Below are 16502 nucleotides of genomic sequence, written 5' to 3'. Positions count from 1 at the left end.
CAGCCTCCCCAGGAGTCAGGTGCGGTCGACGGTCAGGTCGAGGAAGTGGGTGGAACAGGAGATGCACGGGTCGTGGTTGCGGATGGCGCGCTCACACCACCGCGTCAGCTGCTCGTCCCCCGCGTCGTACCGGGTGATCGCGTGCTGGGCGGTGCGGCGCAGGTCGTCCTCGATCGCCCCCTGGTTCTGCGCGGTGGGCGGCACGAGACGGGCGTCGGTGACGGTGCCTTCGGCATCCAGGACGTAGCGGTGGTAGAGCAACCCTCGGGGGGCCTCCGTCGCGCCGTGCCCGGTGCCCGCGAGTGCCGGGACTTCGGTGTACGGGCGCCTGGGTGGCTCGTACGCCGCGATGATCCGGAGCGCTTCGTCGACGGCGTACACGGTCTCGACGGCTCGGACCAGGATCGACCGGTACGGATTGCGGCAGACGGCACCTTCTCGGGGATCCCCGAGCCCCGCGGTGCGGGCGGCTTCCACGGCCGTACGGGACAGGCGCCTGCCGCCGATCGCGAACCGGGCGAGGGAGCCGGTGAGATGGCGGCGCCCGTCAAGGGTGGAGTGCAGGGCGGTGGAGTGCGGGAGGTGCTCCTCACGCACGTGGTCCAGGAAGGCCGGTAGGAGGAAGGCGCTGCGCGTGCCGTCCGCGCGCAGGACGGTGGGGGTACCGCTCTCGATGGCGTACGTTCCCGGGTCGGCGAGGGCGAGCAGGTCGGCGTCGGTCTGCGCATCGGGGAAGTCGAAACCGGAGACCCACTCGACGGTCCGCCAGGCGTCGTCGAGAGCCCGCTTCAGCTGGACAGCCAACGGCTTGAGTTCGCCCGCTGTCGGGGTGCGGTGGAAGCCGCCGAGGCGGACGTTGACCGGGTGGATGGCACGGCCGCCGAGGAGTTCGAGGATCGCGTTGCCGGCCTGCTTCAGGCGCAGTCCCCGTTCGACGTGCCCCCGGGCGGTGCGGGCGAGCTCGATGGCGCTGTCGCAGCCGAGGAAGTCGGGGGCGTGCAGGAGGTAGATGTGCAGGGTCTGGCTCTCGATCCACTCGCCGCAGTACAGCAGCCGTCGCAGTGCGCGCAGGGCCGGGTCGACGGTGACTCCGCAGGCGTCCTCGATCGCGGCGCAGGCGCTCAGCTGGTAGGCGACCGGGCAGATTCCGCACACGCGGGCCGTGATGTCGGGCGGCTCGGTGTATGACCTGCCCCGCAGGAACGCCTCGAAGAACCGCGGCGGTTCATAGATCTGCAGCCGTGCCTCCGTGACGGTCCCGTCGTGGACGCTCAGGTGCAGCGCGCCTTCGCCCTCGACCCGGGAGAGCGAGCCGACGTGGAGGACACGGGAGCCGCGGTGCGTCATCGGCGTAACTCCTCCTCGAAGGCAGCCGAGTTGAAGGTGTGCAGGAAGCGCTCGGTGTCGCGGTCGTCCATGCCGTCGCGGTGCAGGACCGGGATCAGCGCGGGCAGGTTGACCGAGCCGGACGGGCCGAAGCAGCCGTAGCAGCCGCGTCCGTAGGCCGGGCAGATCGCCCCGCATCCGGCGTGGGTGACCGGGCCGAGGCAGGGCGTGCCGTGGGCGACGGTGACGCAGACCGTGCCGCGCCGCTTGCACTCGAAGCACACGCTGTGGTCGGCGATGTCCGGCTTGCGGCCCGCCAGGTACGCGGTGATGACCTCCAGGAGCTGACGGCGGTCGACGGGGCAGCCTCGCAGCTCGAAGTCGACGTCCACGTGCGCGGACACCGGTGTGGACGTGGCGAGCGTGTCGATGTAGTCGGGGCGGGCGTAGACGGTGCGGGTGAACTCCTCGACGTCGGCGAAGTTCCGCAGCGCCTGGATGCCACCGGCCGTCGCGCAGGCCCCGATCGTCACCAGGTGCCGGCAGACGTCCCGGATCTCGCGGATCCGCGCGGCGTCGGCGGGCGTGGTGACGGAGCCCTCGACCAGGGCCAGGTCGTACGGGCCCGGTGCGGTCGCGCTGGAAGCCTCCAGGAAGTGGGTGATCTCCACCTGCCCGGCGAGGCCGAGGAGTTCGTCCTCGCAGTCGAGCAGGGTGAGCTGGCAGCCGTCGCAGGAGGCGAGCTTGAACACGGCCAGAGTCGGTGGAGTCATCTCACAGCTCCCTGACGTAGAGCAGTGGTTCCGCCTGGCTCCAGGTGACGACGGGGCCGTCCCGGCACAGCAGCAGCGGGCCGAGCTGGCAGTGGCCACAGTGCCCGGTCGCACAGCGCATGTTGCGTTCGAGGGAGACGCGGATGCGGTCGCCGGACACGCCACGGTGCAGCAGGTCACGGGCGGTCGCCCGGATCATCGGCTCGGGTCCGCAGACGAATGCGGTGGTGTCCCGTGGAGCGAACCGCGCCTGGTCGAGCAGTCTGGTGACGACGCCGATCTGGCCCGTCCAGCGGCCGTCGGGCCGGTCGACGGTCACTCCCGTGTACGCGGTCTTCCACCGCCGGGTCTCGATCTTCGCCATGAGGTCCGCGGGGGTACGTGCGCCCACCAGGACGTTCAGTCTCCCGTACGGTTTCGGGTCGGCCTCCGCGTCCCGGATGAGGGGACGCAGCGGTGCGAGGCCGATGCCGCCCGCGACGACCACGAGGTCCTGTCCGACGGCCTTCTCCAGCTCCCAGCCGGTGCCGTACGGCCCGCGCAGTCCGAGTGTGTCGCCGACTTCTGCGGCGTACAGCCCCTCGGAGACGGCACCGACGCCGCGTACCGTGTGCGCAAGCCCGCCGGTGGTGGGGAGGGCGCTGACCGACAGCGGGATCTCGCCCCGGCCGAACGCCCACACCATGGCGAACTGCCCCGGCACGAAGGCGGGCAGCGGCTCCCCGACCGGCTCGAGGCGGAGCGTGGCCGTGTCCGGCGTCTCCGTCCAGCGGGCGACGACCCGGTAGGGAACCGGCGTGGCGGTCATCCCCGCACACCGCTTCCGCTGCCGTAGGGGGCGTACAGGTCCAGGAGGCGGGTCCTGGCCGCCTGCAGGCGGTGGGCGAGGACGCGCCCCACCCACTGGCCGACGACCGTACCCAGGGCCGGGTCGTCCTCGCACATCAGCCGCACGGCGAGGGCGTCGAACTCGTCGGCCCGTACGGGGCTCTGTGCCACGGCGCCCAGCTGCCAGACGTACGGCGTGAACATCCAGGACCAGCCGAGGAGTTCACCGTGGCCGAGGGTCTCGATCGCGGGTGACCGGCGGCCGGGGACGTGCATGTCGAGCACGACTGATCCGGTGCGGATGATCCAGAACCGGTCGGCGTGCCCGCCCTCCTCGAAGATCCGGCTCCCGGCCGGGAAGGAGACCTGGCGGGCGATCCGCATCAGCCGGTTGCGGTGCTCGGCCGGAAGGGCGCTCATCATCGTCGTGGTGTTGCTCATCGCTGTGTCTCCTTCTGGTCTGCCTCGTCCTTGAGGGCCGCCACCTCTTCGGTGATGTCGATGCCGACCGGGCACCAGACGATGCAGCGGCCGCAGCCCACACAGCCGGAGCTGTCGAACTGGTCGTGCCAGGTGCCGAGTTTGTGGGTGAGCCACTGCCGGTAGCGGCTGCGGGCCGAGGAGCGCACGGGCCCGCCGTGCACGTAGGAGAAGTCCAGGTCGAAGCAGGAGTCCCAGCGCTGCCAGCGCTCCGCGTGGTCGCCGGTGAGGTCGGTGACCTCCTCCGTGGTGGTGCAGAAGCAGGTCGGGCAGACCATCGTGCAGTTGCCGCAGGTCAGACAGCGCGAGGCGACGTCGTCCCAGCGTTCGGCGTCCAGACTCGAACCCATCAGCTGCCGCAGGCTCACCGGCGGCATGGCCCGGCCCATCTTGTCGACGGCCTCGGACACCGCGGTGGCTGCCGCGTCCTGTGTCCCGATGTCGGCCTCACGGTGCGGGATCTTGGCGAGCAGTTCCGCGCCCGCCTCACTGCCGACGCGTACGAAGAAGCGGTGCTCCCCGGCGTCGATCACCTCGGTGAGTGCGAGGTCGAATCCGGCATCGGCTCCTGGGCCGCTGCCCATGGAGACACAGAAGCAGGTAGCGCCCGGTTCGGTGCACTCGGCGGCTATGAGGAACGCTCCCCTCCGGCGGACCCCATAGCCGCTGTCCTGGGGTGGGGTCTCCCCTGCTCGAGCGGAGCCGAGAGCTTGGGGAAGTCCGCCCGCCAGTACCCGGTCCTGGATCGCTATGGCCCGCAGGTCGCAGGGCCGGACTCCGAGGAACGCGTACGAGGGCTGATCGGCGGCATCGGTACTGATGGCCACCGTTCCGTCGGGTGCGCGGTCCGCGCTCCACATGCGCTCGCGCTGCGGGTGGAGATAGTTCTTCCAGGACTGCGGACCGGCGGAGTGCGCGAAGGCGGCGCCGTCCTCGCGGGGCCGCAGGCGGTAGTGTCCGGCTTCCAGCTCCACGCCCCAGCCGTACGGGAGTTGATCGGCCGAGTCGAGTTCGGCGAGGACGACGGCACCGTCACGGACAGTGGGTCCGACGACGGTCCGGCCGTCGGCCACCAGCTGCGCGACGAGGGCGTTCAAGCCGTTCCGGTCGAGGACTGCCGTGGCTCCGGGGGTCGTCATGTCCGTCCTCCCACACATCGGGTGGTTCTTCCCTGCTCACCAGGCTCGAAGAGGAGCCGCACGCGGGGCAGGGGCCGAGCGGTCCCCTTTCGGGTCCGGCCGGGCCAGGTTGAGGCTCACCACCGGTCCACCGCGACCTCGCCCCGCAGCGTGGCGCCGATGCCCCGCGCCCAGGCGGAGATCTGGTCGAAGTCGCGGAAGTCGCCGCCCTTCCCGGATTTGATGATCATGCGGGCGATGCGGCCCTTCGCTCCCTCTTCCAGACAGCCGCCGAAAGTGACGTGATCCCTGGCGTCGAGCCGGATGAGGGCACGGCGCACGGCAGGTACCGGTGGGATGTCCCGCTCGCCCGCCGACGCGTCGAGAGGGCCGCTGCTGAACAGCCACACCGGCCGCTCAGCCAGCGACTTGGCCCTGCGCCTGACGAACCGGCGGGCGTCCTTGTGCCAGCGGCCCGCGTAGAGCGGACTGCCGAGCACGACGGCGTCGTACGCCTGGACATCGCCGACCTCGGAGACCGGCCGCATCTCGGACTCCAGGCCCTCCTTGCGCAGGACCTCCGTGATGGTACGGGCTATCTCGGCCGTGGAGCAGTTCTTCGTCGCGTACGCGACGAGCACCTTGACGGTCATGGTGGTCCGCCCCTCATCAGAGTTTGCGCAGCCAGTCGTCGGCCACGCCCCGAAGCGCCTGATCGCTCGGCTGAAGGTGGGAGTCGTCCAGGCGGAAGGTGAGCTTGTCGACGACTGCGACGACTCCGTCCGTCTCGCGCGTCATGTGCAGGGCGACGGATACTTCGCTGCGGCGCTCCAGCTGTCCCTCGAGGGTCACCACACCGTTCTGCACATCGACCCTGACGGCCTGGGGTGTCAGCCAAAGAGTGCGCACCAGGATCTGTTCGATCACCTCGTGACGGATCTCGTGGTCGGCGCGCAGGAACACCTGGAGCAGGTCGCGCCGGGTGACGATGCCGACCAGGCGGTCCTCGTCGTCGACGACGGGCAGCCGCTCCACCTTGTGCTGGGCCATGCGACGGGCACCTTCGGCGATGGTGTTGTCGGCGTGGACGCAGACGGGAGGCGTGGACATGAGCTGTCCCGCCGTCCGTGCCGTGGCCTTGGCCCGGTCCTTCCGCGCGGCGCCGCTCATCCGGGACAGCCGGAATCGGCGCGGCGGCCGGTGCGGGTCGGGAGCCTGCGCTTCGCGCACCAGCAGATCCGTCTCCGAGATCACTCCGACCACCTTGTCGTCGGCGTCGATCACGGGCAGCCCACTGATGCGGTACTCGGAGAAGCGCTTGGCCACCTCCTTGAACGGTGTGCCGTACTGAGCACTGACCACCTCGCTGGTCATCACCGAGCCGATCTTGCTGTGCCTCATCTCTGTCTCCTCCTCAGCGCAGTCGGCGCAGGTACGGGTCGTGGGCGGTACGAGGCAGCAGTCGTATGCGCACATCGAGTGCCGTGGTGCCGCCCGGCCAGGCCAGGACGGGGTTGAAGTCGGCCTCGGCGAGCTGCGGCAGGTCGCAGGCCATCCGGGACAGCCTGTGCAGCAGTTGCTCGAGACCTTCGAGGTCGACCGGGCCGCTGCCGCCGTGGCCGAAGAGCAGCGGGGCGCAGCGCGGCGCGGTGATCAGGTCGTGGACGTCGAGGTCGGTGAGCGGGGCCAGGCGGGCCGCGTGGTCCGCGAGCAGTTCCGTGGCCGTGCCGCCGAGTCCGAACAGGACAAGGGGGCCGAACACCTCGTCCTGGACGACGCCCGCGAACATCTCGGTGCCGCGCTCGGCGAGGGGCTGGACCACCACACCGGTCAGCAGACCGGCGAACCGGGTCTCGAAGTCCCGGAAGGCGGCCCGCACCTGGGCGTCTCCCCGCAGATCGAGGTGGATGGCGCGCTGCTCACTCTTGTGCACCAGGCCCGGCCAGTGGGCCTTCATCACCACCCGGCCGTCCGGACCGCGCAACCGCTCGGCGGCGAGGACCGCGTCGTCCTCGGTCTCGGCCCACGCCCAGGGCAGTTGGGGTATGCGGTAGCAGGCCAGGAGATCGGCGCAGGTGCCCGGGTCCAGCCAGCCGCCTTCGGGGTGCTCTGCGAGCCAGGTCTCGGTCACCGTTTGGGCGCGTCGTGTCTCCACGCCGACGAGGTCCGGGACGGTGCCCGGCGGACGGGCCAGCCACTGGGCGCGGCGGACGGCGTGAGCCAGGGCGCGTGCGGCCGCCTGCGGATCGGCGAAGGAGGGTACGGTGCCGCCTTCCGCGGTCGGCAGCAGCCGCACGGGCAGTGTCTGGTCGAGGCGAACCGCGGCGACCGTTCGGGAACGACGACCGGGGGCGTGGGTGAGGGCCCGTACGAGGTCGTCGCCGGTCGCCGCGGCGACCGCGGTGGGGACAAGCACCACGAGGACGGCGTCGATGGCGCCGGACAGAGTGAGCCGGTCCACACAGTTCTTGAGTTCCTCCTCGGTGACGGCGGCGGTGGCGTCGACCGGGCCCGCGGCCGAGGCGCCCGCGGGCAGGACGGCCAGCAGGTCGTCCATGAGATCGGTGGGGAGCGGCGGCAGGACGAGTCCGGCCTCGGCGCACGCGTCCGCCGCGAGCACGCCCGCGCCGCCCGCGTTGGTGACGAGGACGACGCGGTTCCCGGCCGGCACCGGCTGGGAGTGCAGAAGGGCGGCGGTTTCCAGGAGTTCACCGATCGTGCGGGTGGCGGTGACGCCTGCCTGGGTGAACAGGGCCTGCCGGGTCATCGTGCGTGTGGCGGCTGCGGCGGTGTGCGAGGCGGCGGCCCGCCGACCGGCCTCGGTACGGCCCGCGTCCACGGTCAGGACCGGCATCCGGCGGGTCACCCGGCGCGCGGTGCGTGAGAAGGCCCGCGGGTTTCCGAAGGACTCCAGGTGCAGCAGGGCCAGGTCCGTGACGCCGTCGAACTCCCACCACTGGAGCAGGTCGTTGCCGCTCACGTCGTACTTGTCGCCGAGCGAGACGAAGCTGGAAACGCCGAGGCCGAGCCGGGACAGGCCGCCCAGCAGGGCGATTCCCACTCCCCCGGACTGCACGGCGACACCGGCCGTGCCGCGATGCGGATGCCGGGCGGCGAAGGTCGAGTCCAGCGACAGCGCCTTGTCCGTGTTGGAGATGCCCAGGCAGTTCGGGCCCACCAGACGCATTCCGTAGGTCCGGCAGGTGGCAAGGAGGGCGGCTGCCTGTGCGCCGTCCAGGCCGGCCGTGACGACCACAAGAGCGCGTACGCCCGCCTTGCCGCACTCCTCCGCCGTCGCGGACAGGCCCGACGCGGGTACCGCGAGGACCGCCAGGTCGGGGACTTGCGGCAACGCGGCGACCGACGGGTAGGCGGGCACGCTCATCAGCGATGACACGCTCGGGTTGACGGCGAAGAGCTGCCGGGTGAAGCCACCGGTGCGCAGATTGCGCAGAACGGCGCGACCGACCGAACCGGCCCTGCGGCCCGCTCCGACCACGGCTATCGAATCCGGCCGCAGCAGCGGCCGCAGGCTTGCCACGTCGGCCGCGCTGCCGCGTGCCTCGACCGCCGCCAGGTAGGTCTCGTCCTCCTCCAGACGGATGGTGCAGCGCAGTTCGGGACCCTCGAAGCGGCGGGCGGTGCTCAGTCCGAGGTCGGCGAAGACCTTCAGGACCTCGTGGTTCTCGGCGAGCGCGTCGGCCGTGAACGCGTTGATGCCGTCGGCCCGGGCAGCGGAGACCAAGTGCTCCAGGAGCAGGGTGCCGATCCCCCGGTGGTGCAGGCCCTCGGCCACGGCGAGTGAGATCTCGGCGGTGTCGGGCTCATCGGTCCTCTCGTACTCGGCAAGACCGATGACCTGGCCCTTGGTCTCGGCGAGCAGCACGCGGTATCCGGCGTGGGGAGCGGCGCAGGCCCGGTCCGCGGCCTGTGCGGCGGACCGGCGGCTCGCCGCGAAGAACCGCAGGCGCAGATTCTCCGGCGACATCTCCTCGTAGAGGCCCTGAAGTTGTGCGTGATCTTCGGGACGGACGGCCCGTATGCAGGTGGTCGTCCCGTCGGCGAGCAGGGCGTGGACCGGAGCTCGGCTTCGCTCGTCGTGCGTCATCTCGGGCCTCCAGAGAGCAGGTTGACTCTTCCAGGGTCGAGCGGTCGGGGGCGGTGCCCCAGGGGCTGGCCGGGTGCGGTCGGGGGCCGACCGGCCCTATGCGGACGGGCGGGGCAGCGGTTCGCCGAGTTCGGCCTCCACCGCCCCTGCCATCGCCCGCAGGACGTCCAGGGTCCGTTCGGCCTCTGCTTCGTCGACCTCGGTGATGGCGAACCCGACGTGCACGATGACGTACGTACCGACCGTGGCCGTCGGTGTGCAGGCCAGGCAGGCCTCGCGTCGTACGCCGCCGAAGTCGACGGTGGCCATGCGGAGACCGGCGTCGTCCCTGATCTCCAGGACCCGGCCGGGAATGCCCAGGCACATCGTGCGCTCACTCCTTCGCGAGCCGGGCGGCGGCGATGGCGGCCTGCCCGTAGCTGATGCCGCCGTCACCCACCGGAACGGCCTCGGCGACCAGCACCCGCAGACCCTGTGCGCGCAGGCGGCGGCTGACCTCGGTGAGCAGACGGCGATTGAGGAAGCAGCCCCCGGCGAGGCAGACGGTGCGCGGGGCGCCGTCCTGAACGGCGTGTGCGACCAGTTCGGCGGTCACGAGGGCCAGGGCCTGGTGGAAGGCCGCGGCGAGCGCCGGGACGCTCTCGCCGCCGCGCTGCCTGTCCAGAAGGTCGATCAGGGTCGGCCCCGGGTCATACACCCACAAGCCGTCCACCTGCACGAGGCGGCGGGCCAGAGGCAGCGCGCTGACGGTACCTGCCGCCTCCTCCAGTGCCATGGCGGCTTCCCCTTCGTAGCTGACGGAATCGGCGAGGCCGAGCAGGCTCGCCACGGCGTCGAAGAGCCGTCCGGCGCTCGAAGCACGCGGGGAGTTGATGCCCCGGGCCACCATGGCGCGGACGACGGCGGCTTCCGTCGGATCGAGCCGCTCGGTGAACGATCCGGTCAGCCAGTGGCACGGGCGCGGGCTGCCGAGGAGCTCCGATCCGTGGAGGTAGCCGAGGGCCATCCGGTACGGGTGACGGACCGCGGCCTCGCCGCCGGGCAGCGGCGCGGTCGCGAAGCGGCCCGCCCGCCGGTATCCGGTCAGGTCGGCGACAAGGACCTCCCCTCCCCACAGCGTCCCGTCGTCACCGAACCCCAGGCCGTCGTAGGCGACCCCGACGAACGGGGTACGCAGTCCGTGCTCGGCCGCGCATGCCGCCAGATGGGCGTGGTGGTGCTGGACGGGTATGCGGGGCAGTGGTCGGGCCTTCGCCCATTGGGTGGAGAGATAGCCGGGATGCAGATCGTGCGCGACGACGCTCGGGGTGATGCCGGTGAGCCGGACGAGATCGTCGTAGGCATGCGTGAAGGCGTCCAGCGCGGTCACGTCCGCGAGGTCACCGCCGTGCGGGGAGAGATGGGCGCCGTTGCCGTCCGCCAGCGTGAACGTGTGCTTGAGCTGCGCACCGACCGCCACCAGAGGTGTGGGGGCGGCGACCGTCAGGGGAAGCGGCGCCGGTGCCAGGCCCCGCGCCCTGCGGACCGTGAGCACAGAGCGGCCCACGGCCTGGACGACCGAGTCGTCGTAGCGGGCGCGGATCGGCCGGTCGTGGGTGAGGAATCCGTCGGCGACCGCGGCAAGCGCGCGGCGGGCCTCCGCGTCGTCGGTGGCGATCGGCTCGTCGGCGAGGTTGCCGCTGGTAACGACGAGCGGGCGGGCGAGTTCGGAGACGAGGAGGTGGTGCAGGCCGGTGGTGGGCAGGAACAGCCCGGTGCGGTGGGTGCCCGGATGCACGGCGGGCGCGAGAGCCGCTCCCCGTGCGGTGAGCAGTACGACGGGACGCGCAGCCGACTCCAGAACGGACTGTTCAGCCCCAGACATCCTCGCCAACTCCCGTACGGCAGCGACGTCCTGGACCATGACGGCGAAGGGCTTGGCCGGTCGGTGTTTGCGCTCCCGCAACGCCTCGACCGCGGCCCGGTCGGTGGCGTCGCACACCAGCTGATAGCCGCCGAGTCCTTTCACCGCGACGACGGCCCCGCTCTCCACGGCTTCGACCGCGGCGCGCAACGCGGCTTCCGCGCTCAGCGTGCCCCAGGTGAGCTGTGGTCCGCAGGCGGGGCAGGCGAGGGGTTCGGCGTGGAAGCGCCGGTCGGTGGGGTCGCCGTACTCCCCCGAGCAGGCCGTGCAGAGCCGGAAGTGCCGCATCGTGGTGCGGACGCGGTCGTACGGGAGGTCCTCGATGACGGTGGCGCGCGGGCCGCAGTCGGTGCAGTTGATGAACGGGTAGCGGAACCGGCGATCGGCCGGGTCCAGGAGTTCACTCAGGCAGGCGGCGCAGATCGCCGCGTCGGGCAGGATCTCGCGTGGTCCTCCCGCCGGCGCACGGCCGGTTTCACTGTGCCGGATGGTGAAGCCGGACGCAGGGAGCGGCAGTTGCCCGCGGACGGCGGTCACCCGCACCTGCCGCACCCGGGCCAGTGCGGGAGCGTCGGTGTGCAGCTGCGCGGCGAACTCCTGGACGGCGCGCGGCGATCCGGCGATCTCGCCCTGTACGTGTCCCCCGGTGTTGGTGGCCCAGCCGTCCAGGCCGAGGCCGGTCGCCAGCCGGTGCACGAAGGGCCGGAAGCCGACCCCTTGCACGGTGCCGAACACCTCGAAGCGGAAGGCGCTGCGCTCCGGCATCGCCACTCCTCTCAGCCGCGCGCGGCGGCGTCTCGGTGCCGCACGATCTCGTCCTCGATGCCTTCGACGAGCGGTGCCACCACGGCCTCGACGCTCGACGACAGTCCGGCGCCCGGCGCGCTGTCGGCGCCTTCCACGGCGTACAGGACCATTCGGCCCGGCAACCGGCCGAGTACCCGGGCGAGTTCGACCGCCTCCCCCAGTCCGAGCCCGTGCGAACTGGTCGTCTGTGGCCGGTACAGCACGTCGGCATCGAGCGAAAGCCGGTGCACCCGCCCGGCGCAGGCGGGGTGCGCGTGCGCGGCGTCCACGACCACCGCGAGGTCCGCACCCTCCCACAAGCCGAGGAGGCGGGCGGGATCGCCGTCGCAGGTGGCAAGGAGCGTCCCCGTCGGAAGGGGCCGGTCGACAGCACGTGCGCGGAGCCGGGCGATCACGGCCCAGCCCACACCGTCGTCGCGCCGGAATTCGTTGCCGACGCCGATCACCGCGATACGTGTCCGAGTGGGCATCACGCCTCCTTCCGCCGGGCGGCCGTGCTGCCACTGTGCGGACACCGGGAAGACCCCGACAGGGGCCGGGTGTCCCTTTCCGGGGCCGGTTCGCCCCTCCCCTGCCGACCTCCTCGGTGGCACGGTCCGAAGCAGAACCCCTGCCGGGGCCTGCCGAAAGGTGGTGGCAACGTGGACAAGCCCCTGATCGTCGGAGTCGACGGTTCGGATCCGAGCCTGCGCGCACTGGACTGGGCGGTGGATGAGGCAGCGGCGCACGGTGTGCCGCTGCGTGTCGTCCATGCGTCGAGGTGGGAGTGGTACGAGGGCCACGAACCGTCCTTCGGTGTGAACCGCCCCTCAGCCAAGGTCCTTTCGGACCACATCGCGGCATCGGCCGTCGAGCGCGCTCGGCGCCGCGCCGCCTCCGTGAAGGTGACGAGCGAAGTACTTTCCGAGGATCCGGCCCTGGCGCTCGTGCGGCTCAGCCCGGAAGCCGATGCGATCGTGGTCGGCAGCCGGGGGCGTGGCGCGTTCGCCGAGTTGATGCTCGGCTCGGTCAGTCTGTCCGTCGCCGCGCACGCCGCGTCGCCGGTGATCGTCGTACGCGGCAGCGAGGAGAACGTGCCGGACGGCTCCCGAACCGTCGTCCTCGGCATCGGCAACCCCGAAGAGGCTGCCCCCGCAGTGGAGTTCGCCTTCCACGAGGCTCTGTCGCTCAAGGCTTCCCTGACCATCGTCCACGCCTGGCGCTGCCCGGCCCTGGAAGTCCCCGACTTCCCCGCGACGGTTCACGACGAACATCAGCAGCGCGCCGCCTCTCAGGTCGACGAGGCCGTACGGGACGCGACGGCCGCACATCCCGGCATCACGGTCCACCGCCAGATCGCCGAAGGCCACGCGCACACGGTGCTTCTCGCCGCTTCTCGCCACGCCGACCTACTGGTGGTCGGCGCCCGCCGCAGGAAAGGGCACATCGGCATGCAACTCGGCCCGGTCAACCACGCGGTGCTGCACCACGCGGCGTGCCCGGTGGCCGTCGTCCCGCACAGCTGACAGTCCCCTGACCGAGAACGAACCTGACCGACGTCCCGTCAATGGCTCATCGGTACACCTCGGCGGAACGCGAGCGGCCGATGTCGCGGACGACTTCGAGACCGAGTACGCGGTCGAGGTGCGCGAACGTCTCGAACTTGGCGCCGCCCGGTACGTCGGCGGCCGCCTCCAAATCGTCGAGGAGCCGCAGCACGGCCGGGGTGTCGAGCCCCTTCTCCAGGGCGGCACCGGCCCGTTTCACGAAGTCGGCGGGCATCGCCTTGGACGGTTCGTCGGCCCAAGCCGCCACGGCTTTGCGCCAGTTGGCCAGCTTCTCGGCGGCGGCAGCGACGGCTTGCTCTGTGACGTCGACCGGTTCGTGGTGCGGGTGGCCGAGGAGGAGCAGCCGCAGGGCGAGCGCGTCACGGTCCTCGTCCCGGCCCATGTCGCGATCCGCGCCCGTGGCGGCGGCCTCGCCGATGTGCAGGGACAGACCGCCCGCTCCTGCGTACGTACGGCTGCTGAGGTGTACGGCCGGCGGCCCGCCGAGAGCCTCGGCGATCTCGTCGGGGGTGCCGTGGGCGTCGGCCGGACGGATACCGGCGGCGTCGGCCGAGGCCGCCGGCGGACAGGTCCACCCGATGAGGACGGCCCGGCCGCGCAGCTCGACGACGCGGGCCAGGACGTCCGCGACCAGGAGCACACGCAGACCGGTCAGGTCGTCCGGGTCTTCAGGCTCGTCGGCCGACGGCGCGTGGGCGCACATCCGCAGCGGTCCGAACCCGGCCAGATCATCAACGATGCTCAGCACACCACAGAGACTAGGCGTACCGACCTTCGATGGCACCCGGCGGGAGCGGACGGAAGGTCAACAACTCGCCTCCCGGCCTCTCCCGCTCACGCCCTCACACGCTCACCCTCACGCCGGTCCGACACCGCCCGTGCAGGCCGCACCGGGTTCCGGCGTCTGCTCGCCCTGGACGTACTTGCCGAGGAACTGCTCGACCCGGGGGTCTGACGCCCTGTCCACGGTGATCTGGCGGCCCCACGCGGTGAGCGTGAGGGCGTCCTTCTGCTCCTTGACCGGGCTCATCAATGTGTAGGGCGTCGTACTGACCTTCTGGCTCAGCGTCTTTATGTCGCCGGCCGCCGCCTTGTCGTTGTACGTGATCCAGACGGCGCCGTGCTCCAGCGAGTGGACGGCGTTCTCCTCGCCCAGCGGCTTGTCGTACACATCGCCTTGGCAGTTGGCCCAGGCCTGACTGTGATCACCGCCCGCTGCCGGGGTCATCGGGTAGTCGACCTTCTTCGTGACGTGGTTGCGCCCCAGCTTCTTCGCGTCCCACGTCTTCTCGCCCTTGACCGGGGCCTGCGCGACGGCCTCTTCCTTGTCCTTCTTCTCCGACGCGTCGAGCAGGACGTACGAGCCGAATCCGGCGAGCCCGGCCAGTACGGCGACGCCCGCGGTGATGGCGATGACGCGGTTGCGCCGCTCACGCGCCTGCTCGGCGCGGCGCAGCTCCTGGATGCGGGCCTTGCGTGCGGCGGTGGTCGCGGCCTTCTTGCCTGTCTTGGAGGTGCTCTTGGAGGTACCCATGTCCGGGGATGTCCTTGTCCCCGCCGTGCCCGGGGCACGGCGGTGGTCACGGTGATGTCGATGGTGCATGAGGTGGTCGGCGACAGGTCCGGCCTAGGTCCTCTGCACCTGAAGGACGTGGAGATCCGGGGCGTACCGGTGAACGGGCTCCGGCGGTACGGGACGTGCGGTGGCCGGGGTCGCGGGCAGTCCCGCCTCCCCCAGCGCCGTCGGCACCGACGGCTCGGGCTCCGGGAGCGCGATCGCCGCCGCGTGCGTGGCAGACGCGCACCGCTCGCCAGGGGGACAGCTGTGGCCGAGCGAGGCTTCCTCGGCGGATGCCGAGGCACCGGCTCCGGTCATGGGCTCGGCGGAGGAGGAGACGGCGGCACGGGCGCTCGGCTCGTCGTGATGTGCCGCGGAGCCGAAGCACACGCACAGGACGGCCAGCAGGGTGGCCAGGCTGATCCCGAACACGGTGCAGCGCGCGGCGGTACGCCGCTCTCCGTGCACCGTGTCCCGCAGAGCTGACGCCATGGCCGCAGATATTAGCCGCTGCCGCTCCGGCGCCGAGCCCCGGCCTTCCCCCTCACACCGCGTGGTGCGCGAGGACCTTGTGCGGGTCCTGGGCGCCGGGCACGGTCGCCGGGTCGGCGTGCACCAGTGCGGCGGTCAGCTTCGGCACCGCGTGCAGCAGGGCGTGCTCCGCGTCGACCGCGACCTCGTGCGCCTCCCGTACGGACAACTCCCCGTCCACGACGACCGCCACCTCGGCGCGCAGCCGGTGCCCGATCCAGCGAAGGCGCAGCTCGCCGACGCCATGTACGCCGGGAACCGTCAGGAGCGCCTCCTCCGCCGCGTCGACCAGGGCGGGATCGACGGCGTCCATCACCCGGCGGAACACCTCCCGAGCCGCGTCGCGCAGGACCAGCAGGATCGCCGCGGTGATCAGCAGGCCCACGATCGGGTCGGCGAGCCGCCAGCCAAGGGCCGCGCCACCCGCGCTCAACAGGACGGCGAGGGAGGTGAATCCGTCCGTGCGGGCATGCAGACCGTCGGCGACCAGGGCGGCCGAGCCGATCTCGCGGCCGACGCGGATGCGGTAGCGGGCGACCCATTCGTTGCCGATGAAACCGATGACGGCGGCGGCCACCACCACCCAGAGGTGCGCCAGGGTGCGGGGGTTGAGCAGCCGGTCGACCGCCGCCCAGGCGGCGAAGGCCGCCGACGCGGCGATCGTCAGGAGGATGACGATGCCCGCGAGATCCTCGGCGCGGCCGTAGCCGTAGGTGAACCGGCGGGTGGCGGCCCGTCGGCCCAGGACGAAGGCGATGCCGAGGGGGATCGCGGTCAGCGCGTCCGCCGCGTTGTGCACGGTGTCACCGAGAAGCGCGACCGAGCCGGTGAGCACCACGACCACCGCCTGGGCCCCGGCAGTGACCCCCAGGACGGCCAGTGAGATCCACAGCGCGCGCATACCGCGCGCGGACGATTCGAGGGCCGGGTCGACCTTGTCCGAGGCCTCGTGCGAGTGCGGCTTCAGCACGTGCCCGGCCTTGTGCCGCCACCGCGCCGAGCGCCCCTCGCCGCCAGCCCCATGACCGTGCTCGTGCTCGTGCTCGTGCTCATGCTCGTGCGAAGGGTGCGGGTGTCCGTGCTGCTGCTCACTCACGAGTACGGCCTTCCGACGCGGGACGGGAGAGTGGACACCGCGAAGCGCCCGCAGCCATTATGTGCGTATGAGCGCACGCATGCACCTATCACCTGCGCACGATGCGCACCCGCAAGATCCGGGCGCCGAGCACTTCACCCATGCGGCCGAGGTCCTCGGCCTCCTCGCCGACCGCACCCGCCTCGCCCTCCTCCACACCCTCGCCAAGGGCGAAGCGGATGTGACCACACTGACGGCCGCGTGCGGCGCCGCCCGCCCCGCGGTCAGTCAGCACCTGGCCAAACTCCGTCTCGCCGGGCTCGTTTCCGTACGGAAGGAAGGGCGCCGCATGATCTACGGCCCGCCCGACGGACACCTGCGCCGTGTGGTCGACGAGGTCCTGAACCTCGCCGACCACCACCTCAGCGGCGCGGCCACCCACGACTGA

Annotated in this window: 17 protein-coding genes; 2 read left to right on the top strand and 15 right to left on the bottom strand. The window is 71.6% G+C overall.

Features of this window, described 5'->3' with window-relative positions:
* Nucleotides 1–15 precede the first annotated feature (15 nt).
* The 11 genes from ACWFRJ_RS05155 to ACWFRJ_RS05105 all read right to left on the bottom strand — a co-directional run bounded on the left by ACWFRJ_RS05155 (nucleotide 16) and on the right by ACWFRJ_RS05105 (nucleotide 11813).
* Nucleotides 16–1347 carry a Ni/Fe hydrogenase subunit alpha gene (locus ACWFRJ_RS05155; protein ID WP_453524811.1) on the bottom strand — a complete coding sequence of 444 codons (1332 nt, stop codon included), beginning with the start codon at nucleotides 1345–1347 and terminating at the stop codon, nucleotides 16–18.
* A complete protein-coding gene (locus ACWFRJ_RS05150; RefSeq protein ID WP_453524810.1) occupies nucleotides 1344–2099 on the bottom strand; it encodes an NADH-quinone oxidoreductase subunit B family protein in 756 nt (251 codons plus the stop codon). Before ACWFRJ_RS05150 ends, ACWFRJ_RS05155 begins: the two co-directional genes overlap by 4 nt.
* Nucleotide 2100: 1 nt before the next feature.
* Nucleotides 2101–2907 carry an FAD/NAD(P)-binding protein gene (locus ACWFRJ_RS05145; RefSeq protein WP_453524809.1) on the bottom strand — a complete coding sequence of 269 codons (807 nt, stop codon included), beginning with the start codon at nucleotides 2905–2907 and terminating at the stop codon, nucleotides 2101–2103.
* Nucleotides 2904–3368, bottom strand: coding sequence for a Crp/Fnr family transcriptional regulator (locus ACWFRJ_RS05140; protein WP_453524808.1), 465 nt, complete (start codon nucleotides 3366–3368; stop codon nucleotides 2904–2906). Before ACWFRJ_RS05140 ends, ACWFRJ_RS05145 begins: the two co-directional genes overlap by 4 nt.
* A complete protein-coding gene (locus ACWFRJ_RS05135; protein ID WP_453524807.1) occupies nucleotides 3365–4546 on the bottom strand; it encodes a 4Fe-4S dicluster domain-containing protein in 1182 nt (393 codons plus the stop codon). Before ACWFRJ_RS05135 ends, ACWFRJ_RS05140 begins: the two co-directional genes overlap by 4 nt.
* Before the next feature lie 116 nt (nucleotides 4547–4662).
* On the bottom strand, nucleotides 4663–5178 hold the full coding sequence (locus tag ACWFRJ_RS05130) for a flavodoxin domain-containing protein (RefSeq protein WP_453524806.1): 516 nt from the start codon (nucleotides 5176–5178) through the stop codon (nucleotides 4663–4665).
* A 16-nt stretch (nucleotides 5179–5194) separates the two neighbouring features.
* A complete protein-coding gene (locus ACWFRJ_RS05125) occupies nucleotides 5195–5926 on the bottom strand; it encodes a CBS domain-containing protein (protein ID WP_453524805.1) in 732 nt (243 codons plus the stop codon).
* A gap of 13 nt (nucleotides 5927–5939) precedes the next feature.
* Complete coding sequence (locus ACWFRJ_RS05120) at nucleotides 5940–8633, bottom strand: bifunctional acetate--CoA ligase family protein/GNAT family N-acetyltransferase (RefSeq protein WP_453524804.1); 2694 nt, start codon at nucleotides 8631–8633, stop codon at nucleotides 5940–5942.
* Nucleotides 8634–8729: 96 nt separating this feature from the next.
* Complete coding sequence (locus ACWFRJ_RS05115; protein WP_453524803.1) at nucleotides 8730–8999, bottom strand: HypC/HybG/HupF family hydrogenase formation chaperone; 270 nt, start codon at nucleotides 8997–8999, stop codon at nucleotides 8730–8732.
* Nucleotides 9000–9006: 7 nt separating this feature from the next.
* Nucleotides 9007–11301, bottom strand: coding sequence for a carbamoyltransferase HypF (gene hypF / locus ACWFRJ_RS05110; RefSeq protein WP_453524802.1), 2295 nt, complete (start codon nucleotides 11299–11301; stop codon nucleotides 9007–9009).
* A gap of 11 nt (nucleotides 11302–11312) precedes the next feature.
* Nucleotides 11313–11813, bottom strand: coding sequence for a hydrogenase maturation protease (locus ACWFRJ_RS05105; protein WP_453524801.1), 501 nt, complete (start codon nucleotides 11811–11813; stop codon nucleotides 11313–11315).
* A 171-nt stretch (nucleotides 11814–11984) separates the two neighbouring features.
* Here ACWFRJ_RS05105 and ACWFRJ_RS05100 point away from each other — a divergent pair, with 171 nt between their 5' ends.
* Nucleotides 11985–12848, top strand: a complete 864-nt coding sequence (locus ACWFRJ_RS05100) for a universal stress protein (protein ID WP_453524800.1) — start codon at nucleotides 11985–11987, stop codon at nucleotides 12846–12848.
* A 46-nt stretch (nucleotides 12849–12894) separates the two neighbouring features.
* On the opposite strand, the gene ACWFRJ_RS05095 is transcribed toward ACWFRJ_RS05100, so the two are convergent.
* The 4 genes from ACWFRJ_RS05095 to ACWFRJ_RS05080 all read right to left on the bottom strand — a co-directional run bounded on the left by ACWFRJ_RS05095 (nucleotide 12895) and on the right by ACWFRJ_RS05080 (nucleotide 16075).
* The gene (locus ACWFRJ_RS05095) at nucleotides 12895–13638 is read right to left on the bottom strand and encodes a hypothetical protein (protein WP_453524799.1); all 744 of its coding nucleotides are present in this window, start codon (nucleotides 13636–13638) and stop codon (nucleotides 12895–12897) included.
* Between the two features lie 108 nt (nucleotides 13639–13746).
* Entirely contained in the window at nucleotides 13747–14424 is a 678-nt protein-coding gene (locus ACWFRJ_RS05090) for a DUF3105 domain-containing protein (protein ID WP_453524798.1), read from the bottom strand.
* Between the two features lie 93 nt (nucleotides 14425–14517).
* Entirely contained in the window at nucleotides 14518–14940 is a 423-nt protein-coding gene (locus ACWFRJ_RS05085; RefSeq protein WP_453524797.1) for a hypothetical protein, read from the bottom strand.
* 52 nt (nucleotides 14941–14992) lie between these two features.
* Entirely contained in the window at nucleotides 14993–16075 is a 1083-nt protein-coding gene (locus ACWFRJ_RS05080) for a cation diffusion facilitator family transporter (RefSeq protein ID WP_453524796.1), read from the bottom strand.
* A gap of 79 nt (nucleotides 16076–16154) precedes the next feature.
* On the opposite strand from ACWFRJ_RS05080, the gene ACWFRJ_RS05075 reads away from it, so the two are divergent.
* Nucleotides 16155–16502, top strand: coding sequence for an ArsR/SmtB family transcription factor (locus ACWFRJ_RS05075; protein ID WP_453524795.1), 348 nt, complete (start codon nucleotides 16155–16157; stop codon nucleotides 16500–16502).

The organism is Streptomyces sp. NPDC055239, from assembly GCF_053606205.1.
This window is presented reverse-complemented; position numbering and strand designations above follow the sequence as displayed.

Coding starts and splice junctions, on each gene's coding strand:
- ACWFRJ_RS05135 (WP_453524807.1), bottom strand. CDS start 4,546: ATGACGACCCCCGGAGCCACGGCAGTCCTCGACCGGAACGGCTTGAAC.
- ACWFRJ_RS05085 (WP_453524797.1), bottom strand. CDS start 14,940: ATGGCGTCAGCTCTGCGGGACACGGTGCACGGAGAGCGGCGTACCGCC.
- ACWFRJ_RS05140 (WP_453524808.1), bottom strand. CDS start 3,368: ATGAGCAACACCACGACGATGATGAGCGCCCTTCCGGCCGAGCACCGC.
- ACWFRJ_RS05120 (WP_453524804.1), bottom strand. CDS start 8,633: ATGACGCACGACGAGCGAAGCCGAGCTCCGGTCCACGCCCTGCTCGCC.
- ACWFRJ_RS05105 (WP_453524801.1), bottom strand. CDS start 11,813: ATGCCCACTCGGACACGTATCGCGGTGATCGGCGTCGGCAACGAATTC.
- ACWFRJ_RS05125 (WP_453524805.1), bottom strand. CDS start 5,926: ATGAGGCACAGCAAGATCGGCTCGGTGATGACCAGCGAGGTGGTCAGT.
- ACWFRJ_RS05075 (WP_453524795.1), top strand. CDS start 16,155: ATGCACCTATCACCTGCGCACGATGCGCACCCGCAAGATCCGGGCGCC.
- hypF (WP_453524802.1), bottom strand. CDS start 11,301: ATGCCGGAGCGCAGCGCCTTCCGCTTCGAGGTGTTCGGCACCGTGCAA.
- ACWFRJ_RS05115 (WP_453524803.1), bottom strand. CDS start 8,999: ATGTGCCTGGGCATTCCCGGCCGGGTCCTGGAGATCAGGGACGACGCC.
- ACWFRJ_RS05130 (WP_453524806.1), bottom strand. CDS start 5,178: ATGACCGTCAAGGTGCTCGTCGCGTACGCGACGAAGAACTGCTCCACG.
- ACWFRJ_RS05090 (WP_453524798.1), bottom strand. CDS start 14,424: ATGGGTACCTCCAAGAGCACCTCCAAGACAGGCAAGAAGGCCGCGACC.
- ACWFRJ_RS05150 (WP_453524810.1), bottom strand. CDS start 2,099: ATGACTCCACCGACTCTGGCCGTGTTCAAGCTCGCCTCCTGCGACGGC.
- ACWFRJ_RS05155 (WP_453524811.1), bottom strand. CDS start 1,347: ATGACGCACCGCGGCTCCCGTGTCCTCCACGTCGGCTCGCTCTCCCGG.
- ACWFRJ_RS05145 (WP_453524809.1), bottom strand. CDS start 2,907: ATGACCGCCACGCCGGTTCCCTACCGGGTCGTCGCCCGCTGGACGGAG.